Source organism: Aequorivita lipolytica (assembly GCF_007997135.1).
In the GTDB taxonomy this organism is placed as follows: domain Bacteria; phylum Bacteroidota; class Bacteroidia; order Flavobacteriales; family Flavobacteriaceae; genus Aequorivita; species Aequorivita lipolytica.
In genome coordinates this window covers 53,608-76,313 of record NZ_VORU01000004.1, presented here as the reverse complement: position 1 = coordinate 76,313, position 22,706 = coordinate 53,608, and the positions used below count along the sequence as shown (strand labels likewise).

Here is a 22,706-nt window from a genome sequence, read left to right as displayed (position 1 = left end):
GCTATTTTTCGAAACTTATGCTCCAAATTCCGCGCACTTCATTTTCAGTATAGCCTGTAGCTTTATCGGCTGGATAAAGCTTTGTAATTTTAGACAAAGTGAGTGTTTCTAACTCCCTTCCGGGCGTTCCGTGGCATTTTAAACACATAGAATTAGTTACAATTGGGTAATAAAATTCGGTTTCGTTACCCATTTGTACTGTAATTGGCTTCACTTCGCCACCTGCAGCAACTTGTTTTTTGAAATTTTCTAGGTATAGCAATTCCGCAGTATTCGCCTTGTTATTTGGGTTTCTAGGTTTATCTGTAACCCTTTTAATGTGCGCTTTATGAACGGTAGCCATACTATCTGTTATGGGCATGGCTTGGATGTTACAAAAATCTAGGGCGGCAATCACTCCGTTTTTTTGTATTTGTCCCATCAGGTTTTTACCCAATTCGGCTTTGGTGGTTTGGGCCATTTGCATTCCGCGCTCTTCAAGGGTAGGTTGCTGGGCATTGGCTGTTTGATTTCCTTTCATCATTCCTTTTCCTTTCATCATTCCTTTTCCCTTTCCCATTCCTTTTCCTTCGCCCATTTTACCTTTCATTTTTGGATTGTCACCGTGCATTTCATTATAATGTGCTTGAAACCATTCTGGCTCTTCCACTTCATAATCAAACATATATTCTGCAATTTCCCGAATGGTTTTCTCTGGGAAGAATTGATAAGGCATCAATCCGAATTTCTTAATAGCTCCAGGCATTTTAGATTTTTCTTCAGAAGGTTTTTTAGACCAATCAACCATTGCATCTATAAATTCTTCTTTGGAAGTGTCCTCAGTAATATAATGCATCTTTACAGCTATCATGGGCGGTGCCATCATTTCTTCTTGTGAAGTTTTTGGATTGTGGCAAACGTAACAATTGTTCTCCATCAATTTCTTCCCCGGATGCTCTTGATATTCGGCCAATGCCAAATTCTTAGAATCATTTTCAATGCTGGAATACTTTTCTTTTGTATGCGTATTGCAAGCAAATAAGATGCTTCCCAAGATAGCTAATGCAATTATTTTCATGAGTTTACTTTTTAGGTTGTATTATTAAAGCGATTTTTTAGCCAAATAAAAATCAATTTTTTCTAGGGAATCGTCATTTAAACGGTCTTCCATTTCTTGTAATGTTTTTGGTGGCGGAACAATAACTTTATCTCCTTTTTTCCAATCTAAAGGCATTGCAACGCCAAATTCATCTGAGGTTTGCAAGGCTTCTAGCGCTCTTAAAATTTCATCCATATTTCTACCCACATTTAGCGGATAATACATAATCAACCTAATTTTCTTTTTTGGATCTATAAAGAAAACGGCTCTAACCGCCGCGGTTTCACTTTCGTTGGGCTGTAACATCCCATAGAGTTTAGAAACCTTCATATCAATATCTGCAATAATTGGGAAGTCAAAATAAACTCCTGTTTTTTCGCGCACATTGTTTACCCATGCCAAATGAGAGTGAATACTGTCTATACTCAATCCCAAAAGTTCAGTATTAAAGGCGTCAAATTCGGGTTTGCGGATTGCGAAACCGCTCATTTCTGTGGTGCAAACAGGTGTAAAATCTGCCGGGTGCGAAAACATCACAATCCATTTGTCTTTCGCAAAATCTGAAAGTTTAATATCACCCTTTGTAGTCTTTGCTGTAAAATCTGGCGCATTATCACCGATTCTTGGCATTGATGTAATTTCTATAAATTCTTGATTTTCCATAATATATCTCTATAATTTTGAAGTATAAAGATACCCCAAGAAAATACGTTTGGCAGTAACAAAAGTTACACTTTAACCAGAATTATGGAAAACTTGAATCTAGAAATTAAAGCGAAACTATCTTAATACTATTTCGATAAAGTTCAATTTTACCAAGTGATTCCAGTTTTTTTAATAAACGCGAAACCACAACACGTGAAGTATGAAGTTCATAAGCTATTTCTTGATGAGTAGAATTAATCAAGGAATCATTAGTCACCTTTTTTTTGTTCTGAAGGTATTTTACCAAGCGCTCGTCCATATTATAAAAAGCAATACTATCAATGGTTTCAAGCATTTCCGTTAAGCGTTCGTGGTAACTTTGGAACACAAAATTGCGCCAGCTCTTGTACTTGCCCGTCCACTCTTCCATTTTTTGGATGGGTATCATAATCAATGTTGTGTCAAGTTCTGCAACAGCGCGTATTTCACTTTTGGTCTGGCCCAAACAGCAAGTTAAAGTCATTGCGCAGGTGTCGCCACGTTCTAAAAAATAGAGCAATAATTCGTCGCCATCTTCGTCTTCCCTCAAAATTTTTATCGCCCCAGAAATCAGCAAAGGCATAGACCGCACATAATCACCTATTTCTATTAATTTTTCGCCTTCTTTTACTTCTTTTAAGGTGCCAACTTCTATTATCTCCTCAATTAAGGCGTCTTCAAAAATATTGGTGAAATTTTCTTTTAAATAATTGAGCATGCAACAATTTTTTGGTTGGTTTTAAAGAACGAAAATACCACTTTTAAGTCAGTTTTCCTTGGCTTCTCTTTTTTCCTGTCGCTCAAGCTTTCTAAAATAACCTCGGAAAAGAAAGTTGTGCTTAAGAGCTTCCATATTTTCATTCAATTTCTCGGAAGCTTCTTTTATGTTAATCATTGTAGAGTCAATATTTTTGACCAGAGCTTCATCTTGTGTAACGTAATTCAAAGTTCCTTTTCCAGATTTTATTTCCTTGATATATTCATCCAAGCTTTTAGTTACTTCATTGATATTATCACTGGATCTTTCAAGATTGCCAAATACTTTTTGGATTTGGTTTTTCGAAACAGTATCGCTTAAAAGTAAGGCTGCAGCACTTTCATCATAATTTATTTTTGAGATAATGGAATTGATTCGAGAAATTACCTCGGTAGCTCCCGAAGTCATCTTTTTGAGCTCTCGTGCAGATTGTGTTATATCTTTCGCCATCAAACTATCGCTTACCAATGCGCCCAAAGTACCTTTGCCTTCAACAATTTGATTTGTTATCTTCAACAAATCCGCAGATAATAAAGCAATATTTTCATTGGTTTCATTCAAAGTCTTCATCATATCGGCAGTGCTAACGCCGTTGTAAGACTGAATAAAATCTCCAGACACGACGGTCGCTTCTTTCTGTTCGTTTCCAGGTTCGATATTTACCACCATGCTCCCTACCAAACCATCAGAACTGATAGATGCAATGGCATCTTTTTTTATAAAATGAGCGGATTTTTCTTCCACCGACATTTCGATAGTAATCTTGCCCACTTCTTTCATTTCGATCCCAGTTACCGTCCCCACATTTATTCCGGAGTAGCGCACGTTATTACCCAAGGTTAAGCCATTGACGTCTGTGAATGTAGCGTAGATATCAATATTTTTACTGAACATTTGCTGCTTGCTTCCAATAAAATAAAGTGCTGCTATAAGAAGTATTGTGCCAACAACAACAAAAACGCCGACCTTTATATTTTGTGAATTTGATTTTCCCATAATTTAGTTTTTAAAGAATGCCTGTACTTGTGGATCGCTCGAATTTGAAAGCTCTTCGAAAGTTCCTTCGGCATAATTAATTCCATCCACCAACAAAATCATTCGGTTTGAAATTACACGTGCACAATCCACATCGTGCGTGATAATAAGTGAGGAGGTTTGATATTTTTCTTGAATATTTCGCATTAACTCAATAATTTCCTTTGCCGTGATTGGGTCCAAACCCGTTGTTGGCTCGTCATACATAATTATTTTTGGTTTCAATATTAACGCTCGCGCCAAAGCAACCCGCCGTTGCATTCCGCCCGAAAGTTCTGCGGGCATCAAATCTATAGCGTTTAATAGCCCTACGTTCTCCAAAGCTTCCTTTACCAAAATTTCGGTTCCTTGAAAATTTTCAATTTTATCTTTATGGCGCCGCAGTGGAAATTCCAGATTTTCCCGAACGGTCATGGAATCATAGAGCGCACTTCCTTGAAAAAGAAAACCTATTTCGGTTCTAAGAACATCCAGTTCCGTTTGCCCCATCGTAATAATATCTTGATCTTTAATGGTAATACTGCCACTATCCGGCTGAATGAGACCCACCAGACATTTTACCATTACCGATTTTCCAGAACCTGACTTTCCCATAATTACCAAGTTTTCCCCTTCAAAAAGTTTAAGGTTGAAACCTTTGAGCACTTCGTTATCTCCAAAACTTTTTTTCAGATTCTTTAACTCTAGTACGGGCTTTATGTTTTTTTCTGAATTCATTTATATTTCAAAAAATATATCGGTTACAAAAACGGCGATAAAATCAATAATAAACAGCAGCATCGAAATAGTGACCACAGCAGAATTTGACGCCTCTCCTACCCCTACCGTTCCTTTGGCACAATTATATCCCTTATAACATCCCACTATCCCAATGGCAAAGCCAAAGAAAACAGATTTTACCGTTGCAGGTAGTAAATCGGTGAACTTTAAGGCATCAAAAACCTGATTGAAATAGAGCAAAAAGGAAACATCACCTTTTAAGTTTTCAACAATGGCAGAACCCAAAAGAGCGATGGCATCGCCCATAATTATCAACAATGGCAACATTAATGTTGTGGCCACAACACGGGTAATAACCAAATATTTAAATGGGTTGGTGCCAGAAACTTCCATTGCATCAATTTGTTCTGTAACGCGCATAGAGCCGAGCTCTGCACCAATTCCCGAACCAATTCGCCCAGCACAGATAAGAGCTATTATTACAGGCCCAATTTCGCGAACAATGGAAAGACTCACCATGGAGGCCATCCAGGATTGTGCACCAAACTGCATCAAAGTGGGTCGCGACTGTAGCGTGAACACAAGTCCTAAAATAAACCCAGTAACACTCACCAATAAAAAAGAACGATTGCCCATATTATAACATTGGCGAAGCAGTTCCTTAAATTCAAATGGCGGACTGAACACTTCCCTAAAAAAGCGTCCAGCAAATAAAGTCATATCGCCTATTTCAGCAAAAAATGATTTAGTATTTAATAATATGGAGTTTGCTTTATTCATTTCGTAAAAGGAAAAAATCAAATATAGTATTGATTTAGTTTAAGATGTATGATTTAAATCAGCAAAATAGGTTTTGGTCAATTGTGTGCCTAAGGCCATAATTGCGGAAAGAAATAATTACAAAGATGACTAATGTCATACCATTTTGGCAATTAACTTCTTACGTTTGATTTTTAATTAGCGTAAACTATTCCGCTCAGTACAATTGAATTTTCAACAAGTTATTCTGAAAACGCTACTAAAGATCTAAAATATGCTCTAATTTTTTGTGTGAATTAGAGCACTCTTTAATAAACACAATGAAACTCAAAAGATGAAAAATATTTTACTGTTTATTTTTTCTTTCGTATTTGTAAGTTGCTTAAACAACAACAAATTCAATAATGAACAGAAATCAAATAACGGAAATGAGGTGGTTGAAACTGACAGTTTAAAACAAGAAAAAACTTCAACACCAATTGAAATAGTTGTCAATAAAGATGTTCCTATTCGCTCCTACTTTAAATGGATGGACAGCATTGTAGCGGAGCATAATCAAACCCACAATTATCTTATTGATGAGTATATAATTGTTCATAATAACAATTGGATTTTGGACACTCTGGCCCATACAGATTATTATTACCTAATGGATAAGGGGATTTTTAATGAAGATTCCCAATCATTAAATGCACTTAGTGAAGGACAAACTCTGCTCATTCCAGATTCTCTAAAAACCCAAAAAATAAGAGAAGTTATGGAAAACACCTATCTGGATATTAATATTCCAGAGTTTAGACTTCGCATTATTGAAGATGGAAAGGTAATCCAAAAGTTTCCGGTTAGGGCTGGACAGAATAACAAACGTTACTTAAAAATGGCAAAAGGTGAAGTAGATTTGCGTACAAAACCCGGCATAGGAAAAATAGTTAGAGTTAATAAAAAACCATGGTTCATCAATCCTAAGGACAACCAAAGGTATTACAAAACAAATCGGGATGATAAAAAGGTCACTAACCTTCCAGCCATCCCTTGGATAGAGCCTGAAATTGACGGTCGCCGTCTTGGACAACTTATTCACCCCACAACAAATTTGGAAACGTTGGGCAAAGCCTACTCCAATGGCTGTATCGGCTTGCGGGAATCTGATGCATGGTTTGTATATTACTATGCTCCATTAGGCACAAAAGTGGTTATCCGGTACGATTTAACGGGAAAAGATAATGAAGGAAAAGACATTCAATTTGAAAATATTTATCCAGGTTTTGAAAATGAAACATATAGAAAAGAAAGTATTGAATCTGCATTTAAAGCTATTGATGGAAAATCTATAAACGTTTGCGATTGTGGAGATTTAAACAACTAATAGTCTCAAACCAATCATTCCGACCAGAAATTTTCAAAACATGATCCAAGTGTTGAAATTCCGTACTTTTTATAAATAGGAGTTTATTTTTGCGGGAAGCAACCATTTCTTTCAATCCAAATTTTTTACATTATACTGAACATCCAGCAAATAAAACTTCCCATAAACAAAATCGCCATCGGGAAATTGATAAACAGCATCAGCAGCAACGGGTAAATTATAGCCGTTGATAGTACCGTATTTTGTTACTGGAGTCGAAAACGGAACACTTTGATTGGAATTCACTTCCATCCTATCTTCTGAAATAAAATTAATTAGTTGATCATTTTCGTTGAAATACAAAATAGCCGAAATAGTCGCTTTCTTGTTTGTGTAGGTTGCTTTTACGGATTTATCATCAATAGTTTGCCATTTAATTTTTTCATCAATTAATGCGGCTGGAGCAAAAAGACACATATCATTAAAATAGGTTACCGTTTCTGTTTTGAACATTTCAGGCTCTATTATATCCACAACTGGGAAAACCGATAAAAGTTTTATAAGCATAGAAGCCTCTTCATCTTTGTAATAATGGTATCCTTGGGTAGGCAGTCCCTTGAAAATTGCCTTCATAAAAAACAAACGGGTCGGATTCTCAAAAAAGTTATACTGTTCCGAAGTGAAAGCAAACCAATCTTTTCCCTTTTCACGCATTTCACCTTTAAAAATAGCTTTGGCAGTTTCTATTTTGGGCTTGCCAAGCACCCCGACGTATTTCAGGTATTTTTGAACGGGAACGGGTAGGTTTTCAATATCTTTTTCGGAAATTGTTTCTTCGGAAATGGTTACGTTTTCAAAAGATTGGGCTACATCCTGTTTGTATTTTCTTTCAAAGTTCCATCCAGCTATTGCCATGATTGCAATAACCAAAACAATCACATTTGCGATGGTGCCGAATTTTGCATCCTGCCAATTCATAATAATCAAAACCTGCGAAAATATTACCGCTGCTATTGCCATCCAAAACCAAAGATTGTTTTTCATCAGAAAAAGTACTCCTACAGTCACAAACACCAAAGTAACCACTAGCCATAAAAGACCTTCCGGTTTTGAAAAATTTTGCGAAAGTTGTGGGATTTCAGCAAAGCCAAAAGCCTTTAAAAATCCCATCAAATGAATAAGACCGTGAATAAAGAGAAGGATGATAAATGCAATTTTCATTTGAGAAAGCTTTTGGTGAATTCAAAAAATTGTAAAGAAACCTAGAATAGGAAAAATCAATTTTACGATCAGTTACACAATCAAAAATCCCAAGCTAGGCCAATACCGAATGAAATGTAATTGAGCTTTAGTTCGGTAGAAACATTGGCAATTTCCAAATCTCTTGAAAGAGAGCGGTACTTAAACATTGGTCGCAAAGCGAGGTTCGGCGCAAATTCATAATCAACTCCAGCTGCTACTTGCCATCCAAATCCGTGGCCGGTATCTGCGGTTATGTCTCCAGCGTTATTTTCTAATTCTATGTGGTTATATATCGCACCGGCGCTCCCGATGTAAGAAAATGCTGAAGTGCCGATGGGACGTATAAGTTGAAACCCAAAAGTATATCCCGTCTCTTCAAAAGTAATATCTTCTATTGAAAGACGATCTTCACCTTTAAACTGGTTCCAACCCCAACCCGCGTAAACGGCCAAATGAGGCATAATTTTATAGGCACCCGTAATCTCAAAGCCAAAACCGATTTTAGTGTCGGTATTACCCACATCACTCGTAGGAAAACTGAGACCAGGTCTAAACTCTACCGACCACTTTTCCTGTGATTTCACAGTAAATGAAATTAGTAGAATTACTGTTATAAGTAAAAAATTGTACTTTTTCATGATGTTTGGTTTTTAGTTAAACGCCATTCGAAATTAAATTAGAAATAAATTCTTCACAATGACGAAAATCAGTTAATACTGTTTATCAATAACTTAAATCGTTTTGCTCATTGATAAGAGATTTTTTGGAAATGTGATTGCGTTTCCACCACTTCACAGTTTCATACCATAACGCACTTAAAACGCCAATCCCAACGCTGATGCCAATCTGGTTAATTCCAAGTCTTTCAAATTCAAAGAATTCGGTGAAAGGTGGCACCAAAAGAAGTGACAAAGTGATGCCTATGGTAATTCCAATCATAATAGGCACCAATCTGTTTTTATATCTAAAAGTGGTAAAAATGGAGTAAATAAAAGAACGATTTACAAACGTCAATACAATATTTGCAGTTATAAGAGCCGTAAACACCATAGTGCGGGTAACTTCTTCATTAGCACCATTATTGACCGCCAACTGATAAACAGTAAGCACACCTGCAGTAATTACCAGCCCTTGTATAATACTTGTGAAAAGTTCACTCCAATTAAAAAATGTACTTGAAAAAGGTCTCGGCTTTTGAAGCATAGAATCCTTTTCCAAAGGTTCGTTTTCATAGACTATCGAGCAAGTTGGACCCATGATCAATTCCAACAAAATTACGTGTACGGGCGTAAAAATATTGGGATATACCCATCCTAAAACCAAGGGAATAAAAACGATAAGTATAATTGGAATGTGGATTGAAATAATATATTGAATAGCCTTTTTGAGGTTTGAATATATTTTTCGGCCCATGGCCACCGCCTCCACCATTTTGGAAAGATCATCATCCACCAGAACAAGCGACGCAGATTGTTTAGCAATCTCGGTTCCCTTCTTTCCCATTGCCACACCAATATTGGCAGCTTTTAGCGCGGGACCATCGTTTACGCCATCTCCGGTCATTGCAACTATGTGACCTTGCGCTTTGAGGGCGTTTATTATTTTGAGTTTGGCTTCGGGAAACATCCTGGCAAAAATGTTTTTTTCTGAAGTAATTTTTTGGAGTTCAGAATCATCCAAATTTATAAGCTCATCACCCGAAATCACTTCCCCTGAACCTTTGAAATTTACCTTTTTTGCAATTGCCATGGTAGTTTCAGCAATATCACCAGTAATAATTTTAACGGCTATTCCTGCATTATAAAAATCTTGAAACACCTTTGAAATATTTTCCTTCGGTGGATCATAAAAAGCTACCAACCCCTTAAATTCAAAATTAAAATCTTGCTGCTTCTTTGGCCAATCTGTACCTTCAAACTTTGAAATTCCCACTCCCAAAACACGATATCCGTCCGCAGCCAAAATGCTGATTTTTTGTTTTAGAATTTCCTTTTGCTCCCCGCTTAAATCTGAAACTGCCATCAAAGCTTCTGGCGCACCTTTAGCGGCGATTATGCGATTGCCCGATTCATTTTTAAAAATATGGGTCATCATTGGAGGTTTGCCACCCAAGGGATATTCGTGCACCATTTTAAAATTTGGCCTTTCGTCAATTTTCACTATTTTCTTATAAAACTTGTGCAGCGACTGTTCCATAGTATCAAAAGGAATGGGCTCACTGGCCCACATTGCTGTAGTAATTAGCAATTTTTCACTCTCGGAAAGCGTTTCTTCAACCGAAGTTATTCTATCTGTTTCCAATGTAAAAATCTTATCGAGACGCATTTTATTCTCGGTAATCGTCCCAGTTTTATCAACGCAAATTACAGTAGCGCTGCCCAAGGATTCTACGGTTTTCATCTGTTTTACGATGACGCCCATATTCATAAGCCGCCAAGCGCCAATGGCCATAAAAGTGGTAAAGGCTACAGGAATTTCCTCTGGCAAAACACTCATTGCAAGTGTGAGCGCCTTCAAAAGACTGTCTAAAACGTCTTCAGAATTGTAATAGTTGATTCCCCAAACCAATAGAAAAATAACCGCTCCCGCAATTACCATCTTTTTTACAAAATTGTTTATTTGGAGTTCAAGCGTAGATCTTTCAGAAGAAATGTCTTCAATGCTTTTCCCTATTTTCCCAACCTTTGTTTGATTACCCACTGCGGTTATTTCTGCAATGGCAAGCCCGCCGCCCACTTGGGTGCCCATAAAAATTTTGTTGTCTTTTGAAGAGGCGTTTTTTTCCACTGAAAAGGATTCTCCCGTTAAGATGGATTCGTTTACTGAGAAGTCATTGGAGTGCACAATAGTGCCATCTGCAACAATGGTTGAACCTTCCTCTACCATCAAAAAATCGCCAACTACAACTTCTTGGCTTTTAATTTCCACAACCGTACCGTTCCGGATTACCTTACAATTTGGTTGTGAAAGTTCCTTGAGTTTTTCTAATGCATCATGCGTTTTAGCATCTTGATAGAGCGATATTGCAGCAACCAAAAGAATTGCCGCTGCAAGAAAAATTCCGTCACCCGTATTTCCTGTGAAAAAATACAGCGTAGCGGCAACCAACAACAAAATGACCATTGGCTCTTTTAGCAGCCCTTTTATTGCTTCAAAAAATGGGTTCTTTTTCTTGGATTCCAGAACGTTTACACCAAATTTTTTCCGTGAAGCTAAAACTTCAGAATCTAACAGACCTTGAATATCAAAATTTTCTATCGCCATATATTTAGGTTTATAGCACTAATTAATTACCCGTTAAAGTATCGGTACCTTTTATTAATTGCTATGATAATTATCAATGAAAAAATTCTAACAAATTTTCTATTTGCCTAAAATTGAAAATTTAAGTTCTATTTTTTAAAATAATGGTTAATCTTGTAGTAAACATTTCAAAAGTCATAATCGTTAAATGGAAATTACTGAAATATTAGGTTATTTGGGCGCACTTATGGTTGGCGTGGTCCTAGGTCTAATAGGCGGCGGAGGCTCGATTTTAACTGTTCCCGTATTGGTTTATCTTTTTTCTTTAAATCCAATTGTTGCAACGGGATATTCGCTGTTTGTGGTGGGAACATCTGCTCTTGTTGGCGCTATTCGCAATATGAAAAATAAGCTGGTTGATTTTAAAACAGCTTTCATTTTTGCAACTCCTGCTTTTATTTCTGTCTATCTAACAAGAAGGTTCGTCCTTCCGGCGATACCTGAAAACCTATTTGTGTTGGATGGCTTTACGCTTACAAAAGATATTGCAATAATGCTGTTTTTTGCAATAGTTATGCTTGCTGCTTCTATAACAATGATTGTCAACAAAAGCCCCGAACCCGAAACGGGCAAAAAAGTTACATACAACTATCCATTAATCGTTCTACAAGGAATTTTTCTTGGCTTTGTAACTGGCGCAGTGGGTGCTGGTGGCGGATTTCTAATTATCCCAGCTTTGGTTTTATTGGCGAAATTACCGATGAAAAAGGCCGTAGCAACCTCACTGCTCATTATTGCCATAAACTCATTGATAGGCTTTACCGGCGATCTTGCAACGCTTGAAATTGATTGGGAATTTCTTTTAACTTTTACCACAATTTCAGTGGTAGGTATATTTATCGGGATAAAACTGAATACTTTTGTTGATGGCAAAAAACTTAAAAAAGGATTCGGTTGGTTTGTATTATTGATGGGAATCTATATTATTTTTAAAGAGTTTTCCAACTAATCTTTTTTAATATTCTTACAACGGAATATTGCCGTGTTTACGGTTAGGCCGCGGCACGTCTTTTGTTTCCAACATTGCAAAAGCTTTCAATAATTTTCTTCGGGTTTCTCGTGGTTGGATTACTTCATCAATAAATCCACGTTGTGCTGCTTTAAAAGGATTTGCAAAAGTTTCAGCATATTCAGCTTCTTTTTCCGAAAGTTTCAATTCAGGATTTTCGGCAGCAGCAATTTCCTTTCTGAAAATAATCTCACTGGCGCCCTTCGCGCCCATCACGGCAATTTCAGCAGTTGGCCACGCATAATTCATATCTGCGCCAATGTGTTTGCTGTTCATAACATCATACGCACCGCCATAGGCTTTTCTGGTAATTACAGTAACACGCGGCACGGTTGCTTCACTTAAAGCGTAAAGTAATTTGGCCCCGTTTAGAATAATGCCATTCCATTCTTGGTCCGTTCCCGGAAGAAAGCCCGGAACATCAACCAAAACCAATAACGGAATATTAAAACAATCGCAGAAACGCGTAAACCGCGCGCCTTTTTTGGAACTGTCCACATCCAAAACGCCCGCTAAACTCATAGGTTGGTTTGCAACAATACCGATGCTTCTTCCGCCAAGTCTTGCAAAACCAACTATAATATTTTCTGCGTAATCCTTATGCACTTCAAAAAAGGAATCTTCGTCAATTATTCCATTGATTACGTCGTGCATATCATAGGGCTTGTTGGCGGAATCCGGAACGATGGTTTCCAGCTCATCCCGAAATTCATCAACAGCTTCAAACGGCAATTTCTCTGTTACTGTTTTATTGTTCTGCGGAAGATAACTGAGCAAGGTTTTAATTTGTTCCAAACACACAATATCATTCGCAGCGGTGAAATGTGTAACTCCGCTTTTAGTGGCGTGCGTTCGTGCGCCGCCCAATTCTTCCGAAGTTACGTTTTCATTGGTAACAGTTTTTACCACGTTCGGTCCCGTAACAAACATATAACTGCTATCCTGCACCATCAAAGTGAAGTCTGTCATCGCTGGTGAATAAACTGCGCCACCAGCACACGGCCCCATAATTGCCGAAATCTGTGGAACAACGCCAGAAGCCTGTACGTTCCTGTAAAAGATATCTGCATACCCGCCCAAAGAACGAACGCCTTCCTGAATACGCGCCCCACCCGAATCGTTCAAACCAATTATTGGCGCACCAACACTCACGGCATGATCCATTATTTTACAGATTTTCTCAGCGTGTGTTTCAGAGAGTGCACCACCAAAAACCGTAAAATCCTGTGCAAAAACATATACCAAACGGCCATTGATTGTTCCGTAGCCCGTAACAACTCCATCGCCGTAATACAATTCCTTTTGCATATCGAAATCGGTGGTTCGGTGGGTGACGAGAATGCCCATTTCTTCAAAAGAGCCTTCATCCAAAAGATATTCTACGCGTTCGCGGGCGGTGAGTTTTTTCTTTTCGTGCTGTTTTGTAATGCGCTTTTCTCCACCGCCTTTTTTTGCTTCGGAAATTATTTCTTGCAGTTTTTTATTGTTGTCGGTCATATTTCAATTATTTCTCTGCGCCCTCTGCGCCTCTGTGGTAAATATTCCACCGCAGAGGCGCAGAGGGCGCAAAGTATTTATTTCGGTAATCGAAGTTTTTCTGAATCCTTTAAATATTGTTTCAATGCGAAAAGGGCCGCAACCTTTGCTTCTTCTTCATTGATTGCTTTTAGTTTTTCTTCGGAATAGTATTTTTTTACAAAATTGGTGTCGAAATCTCCACTTCTGAAAGCTTCATGTTCAAAAACGAATTTTCCGAAAGGTAGCGTTGTGCTGACGCCTTCAATATGATATTCTGAAATTGCTTCAAGCATTGTCTGCATCGCTTCATTTCGGGTTTTTCCGTAGGTTATTAATTTGGAAAGCATTGGGTCATACTGAATTGGAACCTGCATACCTTCTGTAAAACCATCGTCCACCCGAATATTTTTTCCACTCGGTGGACGATAAACTTCCAATTTTCCAACGCTTGGCATAAAGTTATTCAATGGATCTTCCGCGTAAACTCGAAGTTCGAAAGCGTGCCCAGTAATTTTTAAATCTTCCTGCGAAAAGGAAAGCTTTTCATTATTGGCAACATTTATTTGTTGTTCCACTAAATCCAAGCCTGTAATCAATTCTGTTACTGGATGCTCCACTTGCAAACGCGTGTTCATTTCGAGGAAGTAGAAATTGAGTTTATCATCCAAAAGAAATTCCACTGTTCCAGCACCCACGTAATCGCAAGCTTTTGCAACTTTTACGGCCGCTTCGCCCATTTGTTTACGCATTTCTGGGGTTAAAACTGAAGAAGGTGCCTCTTCCACCACTTTTTGATGGCGACGCTGAATACTGCATTCACGTTCAAAAAGATAAACGGTATTCCCAAAATTATCCGCCAAAATTTGGATTTCGATATGCCGTGGGGAAGTGACATATTTTTCAATAAAAACAGAACCGTCACCAAATGCATTTTCGGCTTCGCTTATGGCGCGTTTCATTTGGTCTTCAAATTCTTCTGAATTTTCAACAATTCGCATCCCTTTTCCACCACCTCCGGCAGAAGCTTTTATGAGAATTGGGAAGCCTATTTCTTTTGCGATTTCCTTTGCTGCGTTGACATCGGTTATGGCTTCAGCGGTACCGGGAACCATTGGAATGTTGTACGCTTTTACGGCATCCTTTGCGGCAAGTTTGCTTCCCATAACACGAATGGCGTGTGATTTTGGACCGATGAAAATCATTCCACTTTTTTCAACATGTTCACCGAATTCAGCATTTTCACTTAAAAATCCGTAGCCAGGATGAATGGCGTCAACGCCTAATTCTTTTGCAACCTTTATAATTTTATCGCCCAATAAATAAGATTCGTTGGAAGGTGGCGGGCCTATGCAAACGCCTTCATCTGCAAAGCTTACGTGAGGCGCATTTCTATCTGCTTCGGAAAAAACGGCAACCGTTTTAATACCCATATTTTGGGCGGTTTTCATAATTCTCAAAGCTATTTCGCCCCGGTTGGAGACTAATATTTTTTTAATCATTTTTCTCGAATTCAATTAGCAATTTTCCTTTATCGACCGTTTCGCCTTTTGTGATGTTTACAGATTTAATAATTCCATCGCGTGCTGCAGTTAAGCTATTTTCCATCTTCATTGCTTCAAGAACACAAATGAAATCTCCTTTTTTAACCTCATCTCCTTCTGAAACGTTTACTTCTAAAATAATCCCGGGCATTGGCGCGTGAATTTCATCTTCAACCGAAGCATTACCGAGCGATAGGCCCATTTTAGAAATAAGGGCGTCAAGTTTATTTTCTAGCTTTACTTGATAGCGATTGCCATTTATTGAAATGGTGTAAATTCTTTTGTTAAAATCAGTTTTAAGAGTTTTAACGGCAACCGATTTGTTATTGTAGATAAGATTGGATTTTTCATTGTTGGAAATAATATCAAGGGTTTCCAAGTCTTTCGAATTAAGTGAAAACTCAAAGTTATCATTTACAATCGCTTTATATTGTTCTTCCATAAATAGAAATTTTGATAAAGGTACTATTTGTGGAAATAGTATGCCAATATGAAAGCTTTATAATAGGAAAGGTGTTTAAAAGGTTTTGTAATTTCAGGAGTGAAATATTTTTAACTTTTTTAAACACCTCTTTTTAGGAAACCTATTGTTTCAACTATTTTTTCGATTTCGATTTCGATTTGGGTTTCGATTTCAATTTCGATTTCGGCTTCGCTTCATTCTTTGGCTTTTCAATCACAATTGCCTTTGACTTCATTTTTTTTCTTACCGCACTTAAGGCAGTTCTCAATTCATTTATTCGCGTTTCCAAATCTTTGTTCGGGGAATAGCTTTCGCCATTTAAACCGGCCACTGCATTGAGCGATAGTATTAAAAACTCAAGATGTTCCAATTCTGCTGCTTTTTTGGCTACCGAACCAGCTTTTTGCCAAATATTCTTGAAATTTTGAATTACCTCATTCCATTTCAATTCAATGTTTTCATCCTCAATAATTAACAGAAGGCATAAATCAATATTTAAAAATGCTATCAAGTCCCAATAATTTAGGTCTTCGGACTCAGCTTTTTCTTTTAATTTATTTTGAAACTCATTGAGTAATTGTTGGGCTTCGGAAATTGATCTTAATTTATATTTTGTTTTGTCAACCGTAAATTCACCCCCATCTTTTACAGCACCGTTGAAAACCAATAAACAAGCAAGCTCTATGGAATTTGAAAGGGAATAAATTTTATTTGAATTAAAATTATTTTCATAAGCGCGCTCATAATGGGAAATTGAGGTTTTATATGCATCAGCACGTTTTTTAGAATCTGGAGCTAGCATAGCCAGTCGTTTATAAGCGCTTCCTAAAAGGTTGTGGCGTTCGGCAGTTTCTCCTGCAAAAAGCAATACGGAGAGATCACTTATTACACGTTCTATTTTTGTGTATACTTCTTTTTTTAAAACTGATGTGGCTTTTTCATTTTCAAAAATTTCTTTGATATAAAGCTTTGCCCTTGTATTGCAATATTTTTCCATACAAGAAAAGGAGAAATCTGCATTTTCCATTTTAAGTAACTCTTCATAATTACCAACAGCGTCAATATACATTGCAAGTTCTTGGTAAATTTTAGCTACTCGCTCTATAATTTGTGGGGTTCTAAAAACATCTCTGTCTACGGCAGTCATTATGGTGTTCAATTCTGCCAAATGGTCTTTACCAGCAGTTGTTGCCATCTGTAACTGGTTTAACAGGTTATCTAAATGAATTTCGGCTTCCTGCGGTACTATATAACTTGGCGACCAAGAACCTCTTCCGCCGGAAATTCCTTTCAGTTTAAAGAAAGGGTCTCCATAACATTGGTAGGCACCCCAGGTATTATTGCCCGGATGTTTATCATAAATGTAATTGCGAGCTTTTTTCACGGCATCGCCAAAACTATCTCCAGAGAACATACTGCTATAAAAAACCCGTGCAAAATCTAGCGCTGCGGCATCATTAACGGCCCAACCGGCAGCTATTACTGCTTTTACGCCTATGCTTATTAATTGGGTACCAATGTTCGCTGCCAGTTTATAGCGATCTTGATAAAACCTTTCATCTTCGGAATTTGTATAACCAAGATGGCAGCAGTTAACGAAAACAAGTTCGGGCACCACCGGCATTTGCTGAATTTCGAATACTGTTAGAAAAATATCCTTACCGATTACCATTCCAGATTTTCGTGGGTATTTTGGATTGAAAACCCCGTGACCAGCTAAATGTATTATTGTATAATCATTACAGAAAAAATTTTTGACTATACTTTCAGCGCCTGTTCCTATTAAATGAGTGGTTGGGTAACCTACGTTTTCCAGCGTTTCCTTAACCATCATTCCTTCTTCTTTTGCACCTGGCAATTGGGAAATAAAGCCATCTAATATTGGATCGGCAATTATTAAAGCTCCTTTTTCAGCAACTCTTTTTATGTTTATTCTGTAATCCTTTGTAGATAACTGCCGTATCATTCCTGCATTGATGCAAAGTGGTTTGGCGTTTGTTGTGTTGTCCTGAAGCAATTCCCAAGGATATGAAGCCGTTTTGGAATCCAGTATCCACGAAATATTTCCTTTTCTTTTTAAAGTTTCTTTTAAGTTATTCGGAATTAATAATTCGAACAGTGTTTTTGCTGTGCAGGATGACCATTGATTGCTACTAGAAACTTCCGAAATAAACAGATCTATTAGTGAAGTACTGCTGTAAAGTTCGTTTTCTTCTTCTCTAGAATCTGCAGTGGAAGAGCCGAAAACCATACTTGATGGCTCCCCTGTTTGCTCATTGGCTTCTTTGTATTTAATGGTTATTCTGTTCCACCAACCTTCAGTGGTGTCTAACGGGGTTCTTTTCTGAATTCCCAATAGATTCTTGATTCGTTTATTTCCTATAATAATATTATATGAAGAATTTTCTTTATTGGCTATTTTGTTAAGCACGTACATACAGTTTAAGGCTCTGTCTGCGTAAAGTTCTATAATTTCAATATTTTGAACGGTTCTATAGCCTTCGTCGGGAAGTATCTTCACCTTTTCATTGGCTCGGTTAACTCCATCAATAATTGCTTTAAGAGAGCCTTCCACAGTAAGGCCGCCATAACCTGTAGCAACAATTAAAGAAGAAACACCCATGCCTTTTTTGGGAACTTCTGCACCTCTTTTAATCAAAAGATAATTGAGTACGCCTTGTTCCACAGATTTTGAAAGCTGAAAAGCGGTAAGTTGATCCGGTTCGCCAAGCCCAACTATTATGGCACCTTTAAAATCGCTATTTTTTGTTTTTCCAAATATTGCATTGGTGCCAATTTCACCGGGGTAAAGGCCTAATCTGTGTTTCGCGGTTAGGCTTCCATCAGCATAATTATCTATTGATTTTTCGGCATAAAGCACGCCATCATTCAAAAAATGACCTGCGATAACGGGAAATTCAGCATATCGTAAATCGCCATTACTAACGGTTACAGTCACTGGTATTTGGCTGCTTACTGGTTCTTTTTCGTCTTCAAGGCCCAAAATTGTTTTTTCCAATCCGCTTTCTGAAAGATCAAAATCTATATCTGGCTCTGCCCTGAAAACTATTTCTTCGCCTCGTAATAATGGTTTTGTATTGCGAATTAATTTGGTTTGTCCAGTTGTTAGAATTTCCTCAATGGCGTTAAATAAATCTGGTTCATTCGCCAAAGCTCCGTGCGTTACGCGCGAATAATAAACGGCATTGGCTTCAATAAGCTGTTTGGGAATACCAGATGCCCAAGTTACGCTTTGATCGCCTTCGCCCGTGTAAAGGAAATACAGTTGTTTTTTCGGGGGAATTTCATCCAAATAATAACCACAAGGGGTCATTTTATCCTTTCCGGCTATATAAACCATGGTTGAATAATCAATATCGTCCCTTTTCTTCAAGATATTATCGCGGTAATTTTTAAAATAATCAAGGTCGGATTTAAGCGGTAGCGGCCAATCAGATTTTCCGAAATACTTCCGCATATTTTCCCAAGTTTCCATTTTAGCGAAATCGTTTTTGGAATCAGTCGAAAGTGGAAGCAATGAAAGTATACCCGGAAATTGTGAAAACATTTTAAGCAGGCCTTCTTTGGTATGAAAAAGATCTAATTTGCTCAACTTTTGAATTATGGCATCTTCACCAAATAAAACCGAAGGAATTCTAAAAGAGCCCCCAAGTGGCGATCCTAAAAAGAGCATCCTAAACCCTTTTGAAGCTTTTAAGTCTTGCCAAGTATTATCGTGGTTCAAAATAAAATCGCGTGCTAAAAGTCCGCCCATGGAATGACCAATAATTTTTATGGGCTGCCCTATTTTAAGTAAACTTTTAATTTTTACATTGAATTCACTCGCACATTCGGGAAGCGGTTTTCTCCAGTCAAAAGGATAGACCACAACATCATATTTGGCTGATAAATATTTATAAAGTTTGTAATACGAAGTTTTTACTACGGAATCTGCAACAATTTTATTTACGTTTGAATAGCCAAGATTTACTAATCCTCCGGTTAAGATTCTGCCATAATGAAGCCATATTTCCTTATCTTTTTGAGTAAGATTGGAGCCCATAATACCGGGAAGTAAAACTACAATTGGTTTATTGCCTGATGGCGGTAATGCTGAAGGATACAATTCGCCAGATTCAACAAGTGCTCTATCGCTTCCGGGAATTTCATATTGTGGAATACTTTTAAATCCCGGGATGAGTTCTCCTTCCGCAGTTTTAAGCACCAAGTCTATCGCTTCTCTGGTTTTATCATTCAGAAAATATTTTACGTGGTTTACATCTGCGTTTTGATCAAAGAAATATTGAATATTATCTTTCCGCCTTGCTCCCAAATACATAGAATCTGTATTTACAACCAAATCATTTCGTTGCCAGTAGAACAATTTTCCGAGAATTACAAAAAGCCCCTGTCCTGAAAAGCTCACCTTTCCATTTCCTGAAATAATAGCCAACGGCTTTCCGTCTATAGCAGTTTCAAGTGATGGATCATTCAATATTTTTATAAATGGCGATTCTGGTCTTTGAGCCTCTACACCCGGAAGTACGTTTACATCATCCTTACTTTCAACCGCTGCGGAAAGTAATTCTTTTAAAATATCGCCAAATGGACCACCAACTAACGTGACTAAATTAAAGAAGACATTTAGAATATGATCCAATCTTTTTGAAGCCAGCTTTGTTCCCGCGGCGGGACATCCTACTCTAATAAATTTGGCAACCGTTATCTTTTTATCTTTAAATATTCTGTTTAGCGCTTCTATATTTTCAATATCTTCTTGCCTGTCTCCTTCTTTTTCTAGTAATGCAATGTGTTGGTTGGTAAAACCCAAAGAAGACTCGTCATTAGTACTGCTATATTTATTCAAAATATCACCCACAATTCCACCTCTGGAATGGGTTAGCATATGCACTACGGAATTATCGGGAAGCATTTGGGCAAGTTTAACCACATTCAGCAATGGGCTTTCGCTAAGGGTTCTATGCTGAAAAGCAAGCACGTTTTTTCCATAAAGTTGATGCATTGTTTTCCAAACTGGGGAAGCCTTTAAATCCTGAAACGCACCGAAAGTATCTGAGTTTGTTCCGTGGATAAAAAGAAAAAACGGACTGTTTGAAGGTTTGCCGTCAAAAATTCCGAATTTAAAGTCCTTATCAACAGTGAACAAGGCTGCCCCTGTAGCCAAAAAGTTTTTTGGGATAACAGTGCCGTCAATCTCGTTTTGCAAATGTTTGTCTTCCAGTTTTTTTGAAAGTTCTGCCACTCCTTTTCCAATAGCCTTCTTTGCGAATACTTTTAAAAGTTTCACTGCTATTTTACCTATAATACCCCTTTCTGTTGAAGGCGCATCCACAGAATGCGGCAACACAAAAACATTAGGCTGCATATCGCGGCTTCCAGGAGTTTTTAACGCTGGATCAAGTTCTGGAAAAACCTCGTGCATGGTGGAGGCATCACACATCCAAGTAGTGCCATCGTCAAGTACCAACTCCAACAACTTATCATTTTTTTCCAGTTCTATTTCGTGCTGATTGGAAACGTCTCTGTTGCTAGCTTGTAAATTATAAACAACAGCTCCTTCTTCGTCGGTTTCCTTATTACCATAAACCACAAGTTTTTTGATTGGTTCCATATTGCTGGGTGTTAGGTTATTTAAAATTTAGATAAATTTTTTCTTTCAAAATATTAGAATTTAAGCATACAGCGCTCAACTACAGTAACTTAATTAAAAATATAAGCCAAATTAAATAAATGATTATGACCTTAAGCAACTAATTATGAGGCAATTAAATGAAAAGAAAGCTTTTCTTTGAGGAGTTTAAAAAGTTACGATATTTTTTCAGACTTGAAAAGATTTTTTCCCGTTGAATTCTTAAACGTGTTTTCGATATTTTCTTAGACTTCATAAATTTTCAAAACGCTTCTATATTTGTGGCATATTTTCATTATCTTTTTGAGGACAAAAGAACACGAAGCCTATCCAGCAATCGCGAACCTTTGTGTTATCTCTAAAACGAGAAAATTAATTGGGCAATAACATTACTAGACAGAGTCTTTCGGCTTCGGTCTTATTAAACTGAAATTGAAGTATTAATACTTATCAAATATTTTATATAGATGAAACATCACTTTACATTTTTAATTCTCCTAATAGTGTCGGTCTCATGCGCTCAGCAAAAAAAGAAAAACGATGTAGCATTAACAATAGAACCGCAATCCTACAAAATTGAAGAAGCTGTAAAAGATCTCAATAACCCATGGGGAATGACGTGGCTTCCCGACGGCAGCATGCTAATCACCGAAAAAGATGGTAGATTAATTCATTTCAAAAATGGTGAAAAAACCGAAATTGCAAATGTACCCGCAGTATATAACAGTGGCCAAGGCGGCTTACTGGATATTGAATTGCACCCTAATTACAAGGAAAATGGCTGGATTTATATTACGTATGCTTCAGAAGAAGGACCTGGCAAAGGCGGACATACCGCATTGATACGATGTAAATTAGAAAATAACTCTTTAACAAGCATTGAAAAGCTTTACAAAGCCGAACCAAACACTACTGCTGGGCAACATTTTGGCTCTCGAATTGAATTTGATAATGATGGATTTCTATATTTCTCTATCGGTGAGCGTGGCGAGCGAGAGATAAATCCACAAGATATAACCCGCGATGGAGGAAAAATCTATCGATTAAACGATGATGGAAGCATCCCTGCAGACAATCCATTTTACAATGAACCGAATGCAAAGAAAGCAATCTATACCTACGGAAACCGAAATCCTCAAGGAATGGCAAAACATCCCGAAACTGGAAAGATTTGGATGCACGAACACGGCCCAAAAGGCGGTGATGAAATAAACATCGTAAAAAAAGGCGCAAATTACGGCTGGGTGACTGTTACGTATGGCGTTAACTACAGCGGTACAAAAATCACCGATGAAACCACAAAACCCGGAATTGAACCGCCTATTTATTATTGGGTTCCATCAATCGCTCCCTGCGGAATGGCGTTCGTTACAGGCAATAAATATCCGCAATGGAAAGGAAAGTTATTGGTTGGCTCATTGAAATTTTCCTATGTAGAATTACTTACTTTAGAAGGTGAAATAGTCACAAATCGTGAAAAAATTGCTCAGGATATCGGGCGTGTTCGAAACGTAAAAATGGGCCCAGACGGATTAATCTATATCGCCGTTGAAGGACAAGGAATTTTTAGATTGATTCCTGAATGAAAAAGCACGAATACAC

The 22,706-nt window shown here is 37.6% G+C and carries 16 protein-coding genes; 3 read left to right on the top strand and 13 right to left on the bottom strand.

Translation table 11 applies throughout. From position 1 onward, the window contains the following. Position 1 precedes the first annotated feature (1 nt). The 6 genes from ESV24_RS06510 to ESV24_RS06485 all read right to left on the bottom strand — a co-directional run bounded on the left by ESV24_RS06510 (position 2) and on the right by ESV24_RS06485 (position 5,054). On the bottom strand, positions 2 to 1,057 hold the full coding sequence (locus ESV24_RS06510; RefSeq protein ID WP_111815582.1) for a Tll0287-like domain-containing protein: 1,056 nt from the start codon (positions 1,055 to 1,057) through the stop codon (positions 2 to 4). Between the two features lie 24 nt (positions 1,058 to 1,081). Next, complete coding sequence (locus ESV24_RS06505; protein ID WP_111815581.1) at positions 1,082 to 1,741, bottom strand: peroxiredoxin; 660 nt, start codon at positions 1,739 to 1,741, stop codon at positions 1,082 to 1,084. Positions 1,742 to 1,847: 106 nt separating this feature from the next. Further along, the gene (locus ESV24_RS06500; RefSeq protein ID WP_111815580.1) at positions 1,848 to 2,480 is read right to left on the bottom strand and encodes a Crp/Fnr family transcriptional regulator; all 633 of its coding nucleotides are present in this window, start codon (positions 2,478 to 2,480) and stop codon (positions 1,848 to 1,850) included. Positions 2,481 to 2,528: 48 nt separating this feature from the next. Continuing rightward, complete coding sequence (locus tag ESV24_RS06495; RefSeq protein WP_111815579.1) at positions 2,529 to 3,515, bottom strand: MlaD family protein; 987 nt, start codon at positions 3,513 to 3,515, stop codon at positions 2,529 to 2,531. 3 nt (positions 3,516 to 3,518) lie between these two features. Next, on the bottom strand, positions 3,519 to 4,271 hold the full coding sequence (locus tag ESV24_RS06490; RefSeq protein WP_111815578.1) for an ABC transporter ATP-binding protein: 753 nt from the start codon (positions 4,269 to 4,271) through the stop codon (positions 3,519 to 3,521). Further along, positions 4,272 to 5,054 (bottom strand): MlaE family ABC transporter permease, encoded by a 783-nt coding sequence (locus ESV24_RS06485; RefSeq protein ID WP_111815806.1) that lies wholly within the window; start codon positions 5,052 to 5,054, stop codon positions 4,272 to 4,274. It abuts the gene before it with no gap. Between the two features lie 313 nt (positions 5,055 to 5,367). On the opposite strand from ESV24_RS06485, the gene ESV24_RS06480 reads away from it, so the two are divergent. Further along, entirely contained in the window at positions 5,368 to 6,399 is a 1,032-nt protein-coding gene (locus ESV24_RS06480; protein ID WP_111815577.1) for a L,D-transpeptidase, read from the top strand. A gap of 111 nt (positions 6,400 to 6,510) precedes the next feature. Here ESV24_RS06480 and ESV24_RS06475 read toward each other — a convergent pair whose 3' ends face one another. The 3 genes from ESV24_RS06475 to ESV24_RS06465 all read right to left on the bottom strand — a co-directional run bounded on the left by ESV24_RS06475 (position 6,511) and on the right by ESV24_RS06465 (position 10,884). After that, positions 6,511 to 7,599 (bottom strand): DUF6544 family protein, encoded by a 1,089-nt coding sequence (locus ESV24_RS06475; protein WP_111815576.1) that lies wholly within the window; start codon positions 7,597 to 7,599, stop codon positions 6,511 to 6,513. An 80-nt stretch (positions 7,600 to 7,679) separates the two neighbouring features. Beyond that, positions 7,680 to 8,258, bottom strand: coding sequence for an outer membrane beta-barrel protein (locus ESV24_RS06470; RefSeq protein WP_111815575.1), 579 nt, complete (start codon positions 8,256 to 8,258; stop codon positions 7,680 to 7,682). 85 nt (positions 8,259 to 8,343) lie between these two features. After that, on the bottom strand, positions 8,344 to 10,884 hold the full coding sequence (locus tag ESV24_RS06465) for a cation-translocating P-type ATPase (protein WP_111815574.1): 2,541 nt from the start codon (positions 10,882 to 10,884) through the stop codon (positions 8,344 to 8,346). Between the two features lie 187 nt (positions 10,885 to 11,071). Here ESV24_RS06465 and ESV24_RS06460 point away from each other — a divergent pair, with 187 nt between their 5' ends. Then, complete coding sequence (locus ESV24_RS06460) at positions 11,072 to 11,872, top strand: sulfite exporter TauE/SafE family protein (protein ID WP_111815573.1); 801 nt, start codon at positions 11,072 to 11,074, stop codon at positions 11,870 to 11,872. Positions 11,873 to 11,887: 15 nt separating this feature from the next. Here ESV24_RS06460 and ESV24_RS06455 read toward each other — a convergent pair whose 3' ends face one another. The 4 genes from ESV24_RS06455 to ESV24_RS06440 all read right to left on the bottom strand — a co-directional run bounded on the left by ESV24_RS06455 (position 11,888) and on the right by ESV24_RS06440 (position 21,086). Next, entirely contained in the window at positions 11,888 to 13,429 is a 1,542-nt protein-coding gene (locus ESV24_RS06455; RefSeq protein ID WP_111815572.1) for an acyl-CoA carboxylase subunit beta, read from the bottom strand. Between the two features lie 77 nt (positions 13,430 to 13,506). Next, positions 13,507 to 14,946, bottom strand: coding sequence for an acetyl-CoA carboxylase biotin carboxylase subunit (gene accC, locus ESV24_RS06450; protein WP_111815805.1), 1,440 nt, complete (start codon positions 14,944 to 14,946; stop codon positions 13,507 to 13,509). Further along, the gene (locus ESV24_RS06445; RefSeq protein WP_111815571.1) at positions 14,942 to 15,433 is read right to left on the bottom strand and encodes an acyl-CoA carboxylase biotin carboxyl carrier protein subunit; all 492 of its coding nucleotides are present in this window, start codon (positions 15,431 to 15,433) and stop codon (positions 14,942 to 14,944) included. The genes accC and ESV24_RS06445 overlap by 5 nt, the downstream gene beginning before the upstream one ends. A gap of 154 nt (positions 15,434 to 15,587) precedes the next feature. Beyond that, entirely contained in the window at positions 15,588 to 21,086 is a 5,499-nt protein-coding gene (locus tag ESV24_RS06440; RefSeq protein WP_111815570.1) for a CHAT domain-containing protein, read from the bottom strand. Between the two features lie 485 nt (positions 21,087 to 21,571). Here ESV24_RS06440 and ESV24_RS06435 point away from each other — a divergent pair, with 485 nt between their 5' ends. Then, positions 21,572 to 22,690, top strand: coding sequence for a PQQ-dependent sugar dehydrogenase (locus ESV24_RS06435; RefSeq protein WP_111815569.1), 1,119 nt, complete (start codon positions 21,572 to 21,574; stop codon positions 22,688 to 22,690). Positions 22,691 to 22,706 lie beyond the last annotated feature (16 nt).

Excerpts from the sequence above, each read along its gene's own strand:
- ESV24_RS06480 (WP_111815577.1), top strand. The coding sequence starts at position 5,368 with ATGAAAAATATTTTACTGTTTATTTTTTCTTTCGTATTTGTAAGTTGC.
- ESV24_RS06460 (WP_111815573.1), top strand. The coding sequence starts at position 11,072 with ATGGAAATTACTGAAATATTAGGTTATTTGGGCGCACTTATGGTTGGC.
- ESV24_RS06465 (WP_111815574.1), bottom strand. The coding sequence starts at position 10,884 with ATGGCGATAGAAAATTTTGATATTCAAGGTCTGTTAGATTCTGAAGTT.
- ESV24_RS06505 (WP_111815581.1), bottom strand. The coding sequence starts at position 1,741 with ATGGAAAATCAAGAATTTATAGAAATTACATCAATGCCAAGAATCGGT.
- ESV24_RS06490 (WP_111815578.1), bottom strand. The coding sequence starts at position 4,271 with ATGAATTCAGAAAAAAACATAAAGCCCGTACTAGAGTTAAAGAATCTG.
- ESV24_RS06500 (WP_111815580.1), bottom strand. The coding sequence starts at position 2,480 with ATGCTCAATTATTTAAAAGAAAATTTCACCAATATTTTTGAAGACGCC.
- ESV24_RS06510 (WP_111815582.1), bottom strand. The coding sequence starts at position 1,057 with ATGAAAATAATTGCATTAGCTATCTTGGGAAGCATCTTATTTGCTTGC.
- ESV24_RS06475 (WP_111815576.1), bottom strand. The coding sequence starts at position 7,599 with ATGAAAATTGCATTTATCATCCTTCTCTTTATTCACGGTCTTATTCAT.
- ESV24_RS06445 (WP_111815571.1), bottom strand. The coding sequence starts at position 15,433 with ATGGAAGAACAATATAAAGCGATTGTAAATGATAACTTTGAGTTTTCA.
- ESV24_RS06470 (WP_111815575.1), bottom strand. The coding sequence starts at position 8,258 with ATGAAAAAGTACAATTTTTTACTTATAACAGTAATTCTACTAATTTCA.
- ESV24_RS06455 (WP_111815572.1), bottom strand. The coding sequence starts at position 13,429 with ATGACCGACAACAATAAAAAACTGCAAGAAATAATTTCCGAAGCAAAA.
- ESV24_RS06495 (WP_111815579.1), bottom strand. The coding sequence starts at position 3,515 with ATGGGAAAATCAAATTCACAAAATATAAAGGTCGGCGTTTTTGTTGTT.
- ESV24_RS06440 (WP_111815570.1), bottom strand. The coding sequence starts at position 21,086 with ATGGAACCAATCAAAAAACTTGTGGTTTATGGTAATAAGGAAACCGAC.
- ESV24_RS06485 (WP_111815806.1), bottom strand. The coding sequence starts at position 5,054 with ATGAATAAAGCAAACTCCATATTATTAAATACTAAATCATTTTTTGCT.
- ESV24_RS06435 (WP_111815569.1), top strand. The coding sequence starts at position 21,572 with ATGAAACATCACTTTACATTTTTAATTCTCCTAATAGTGTCGGTCTCA.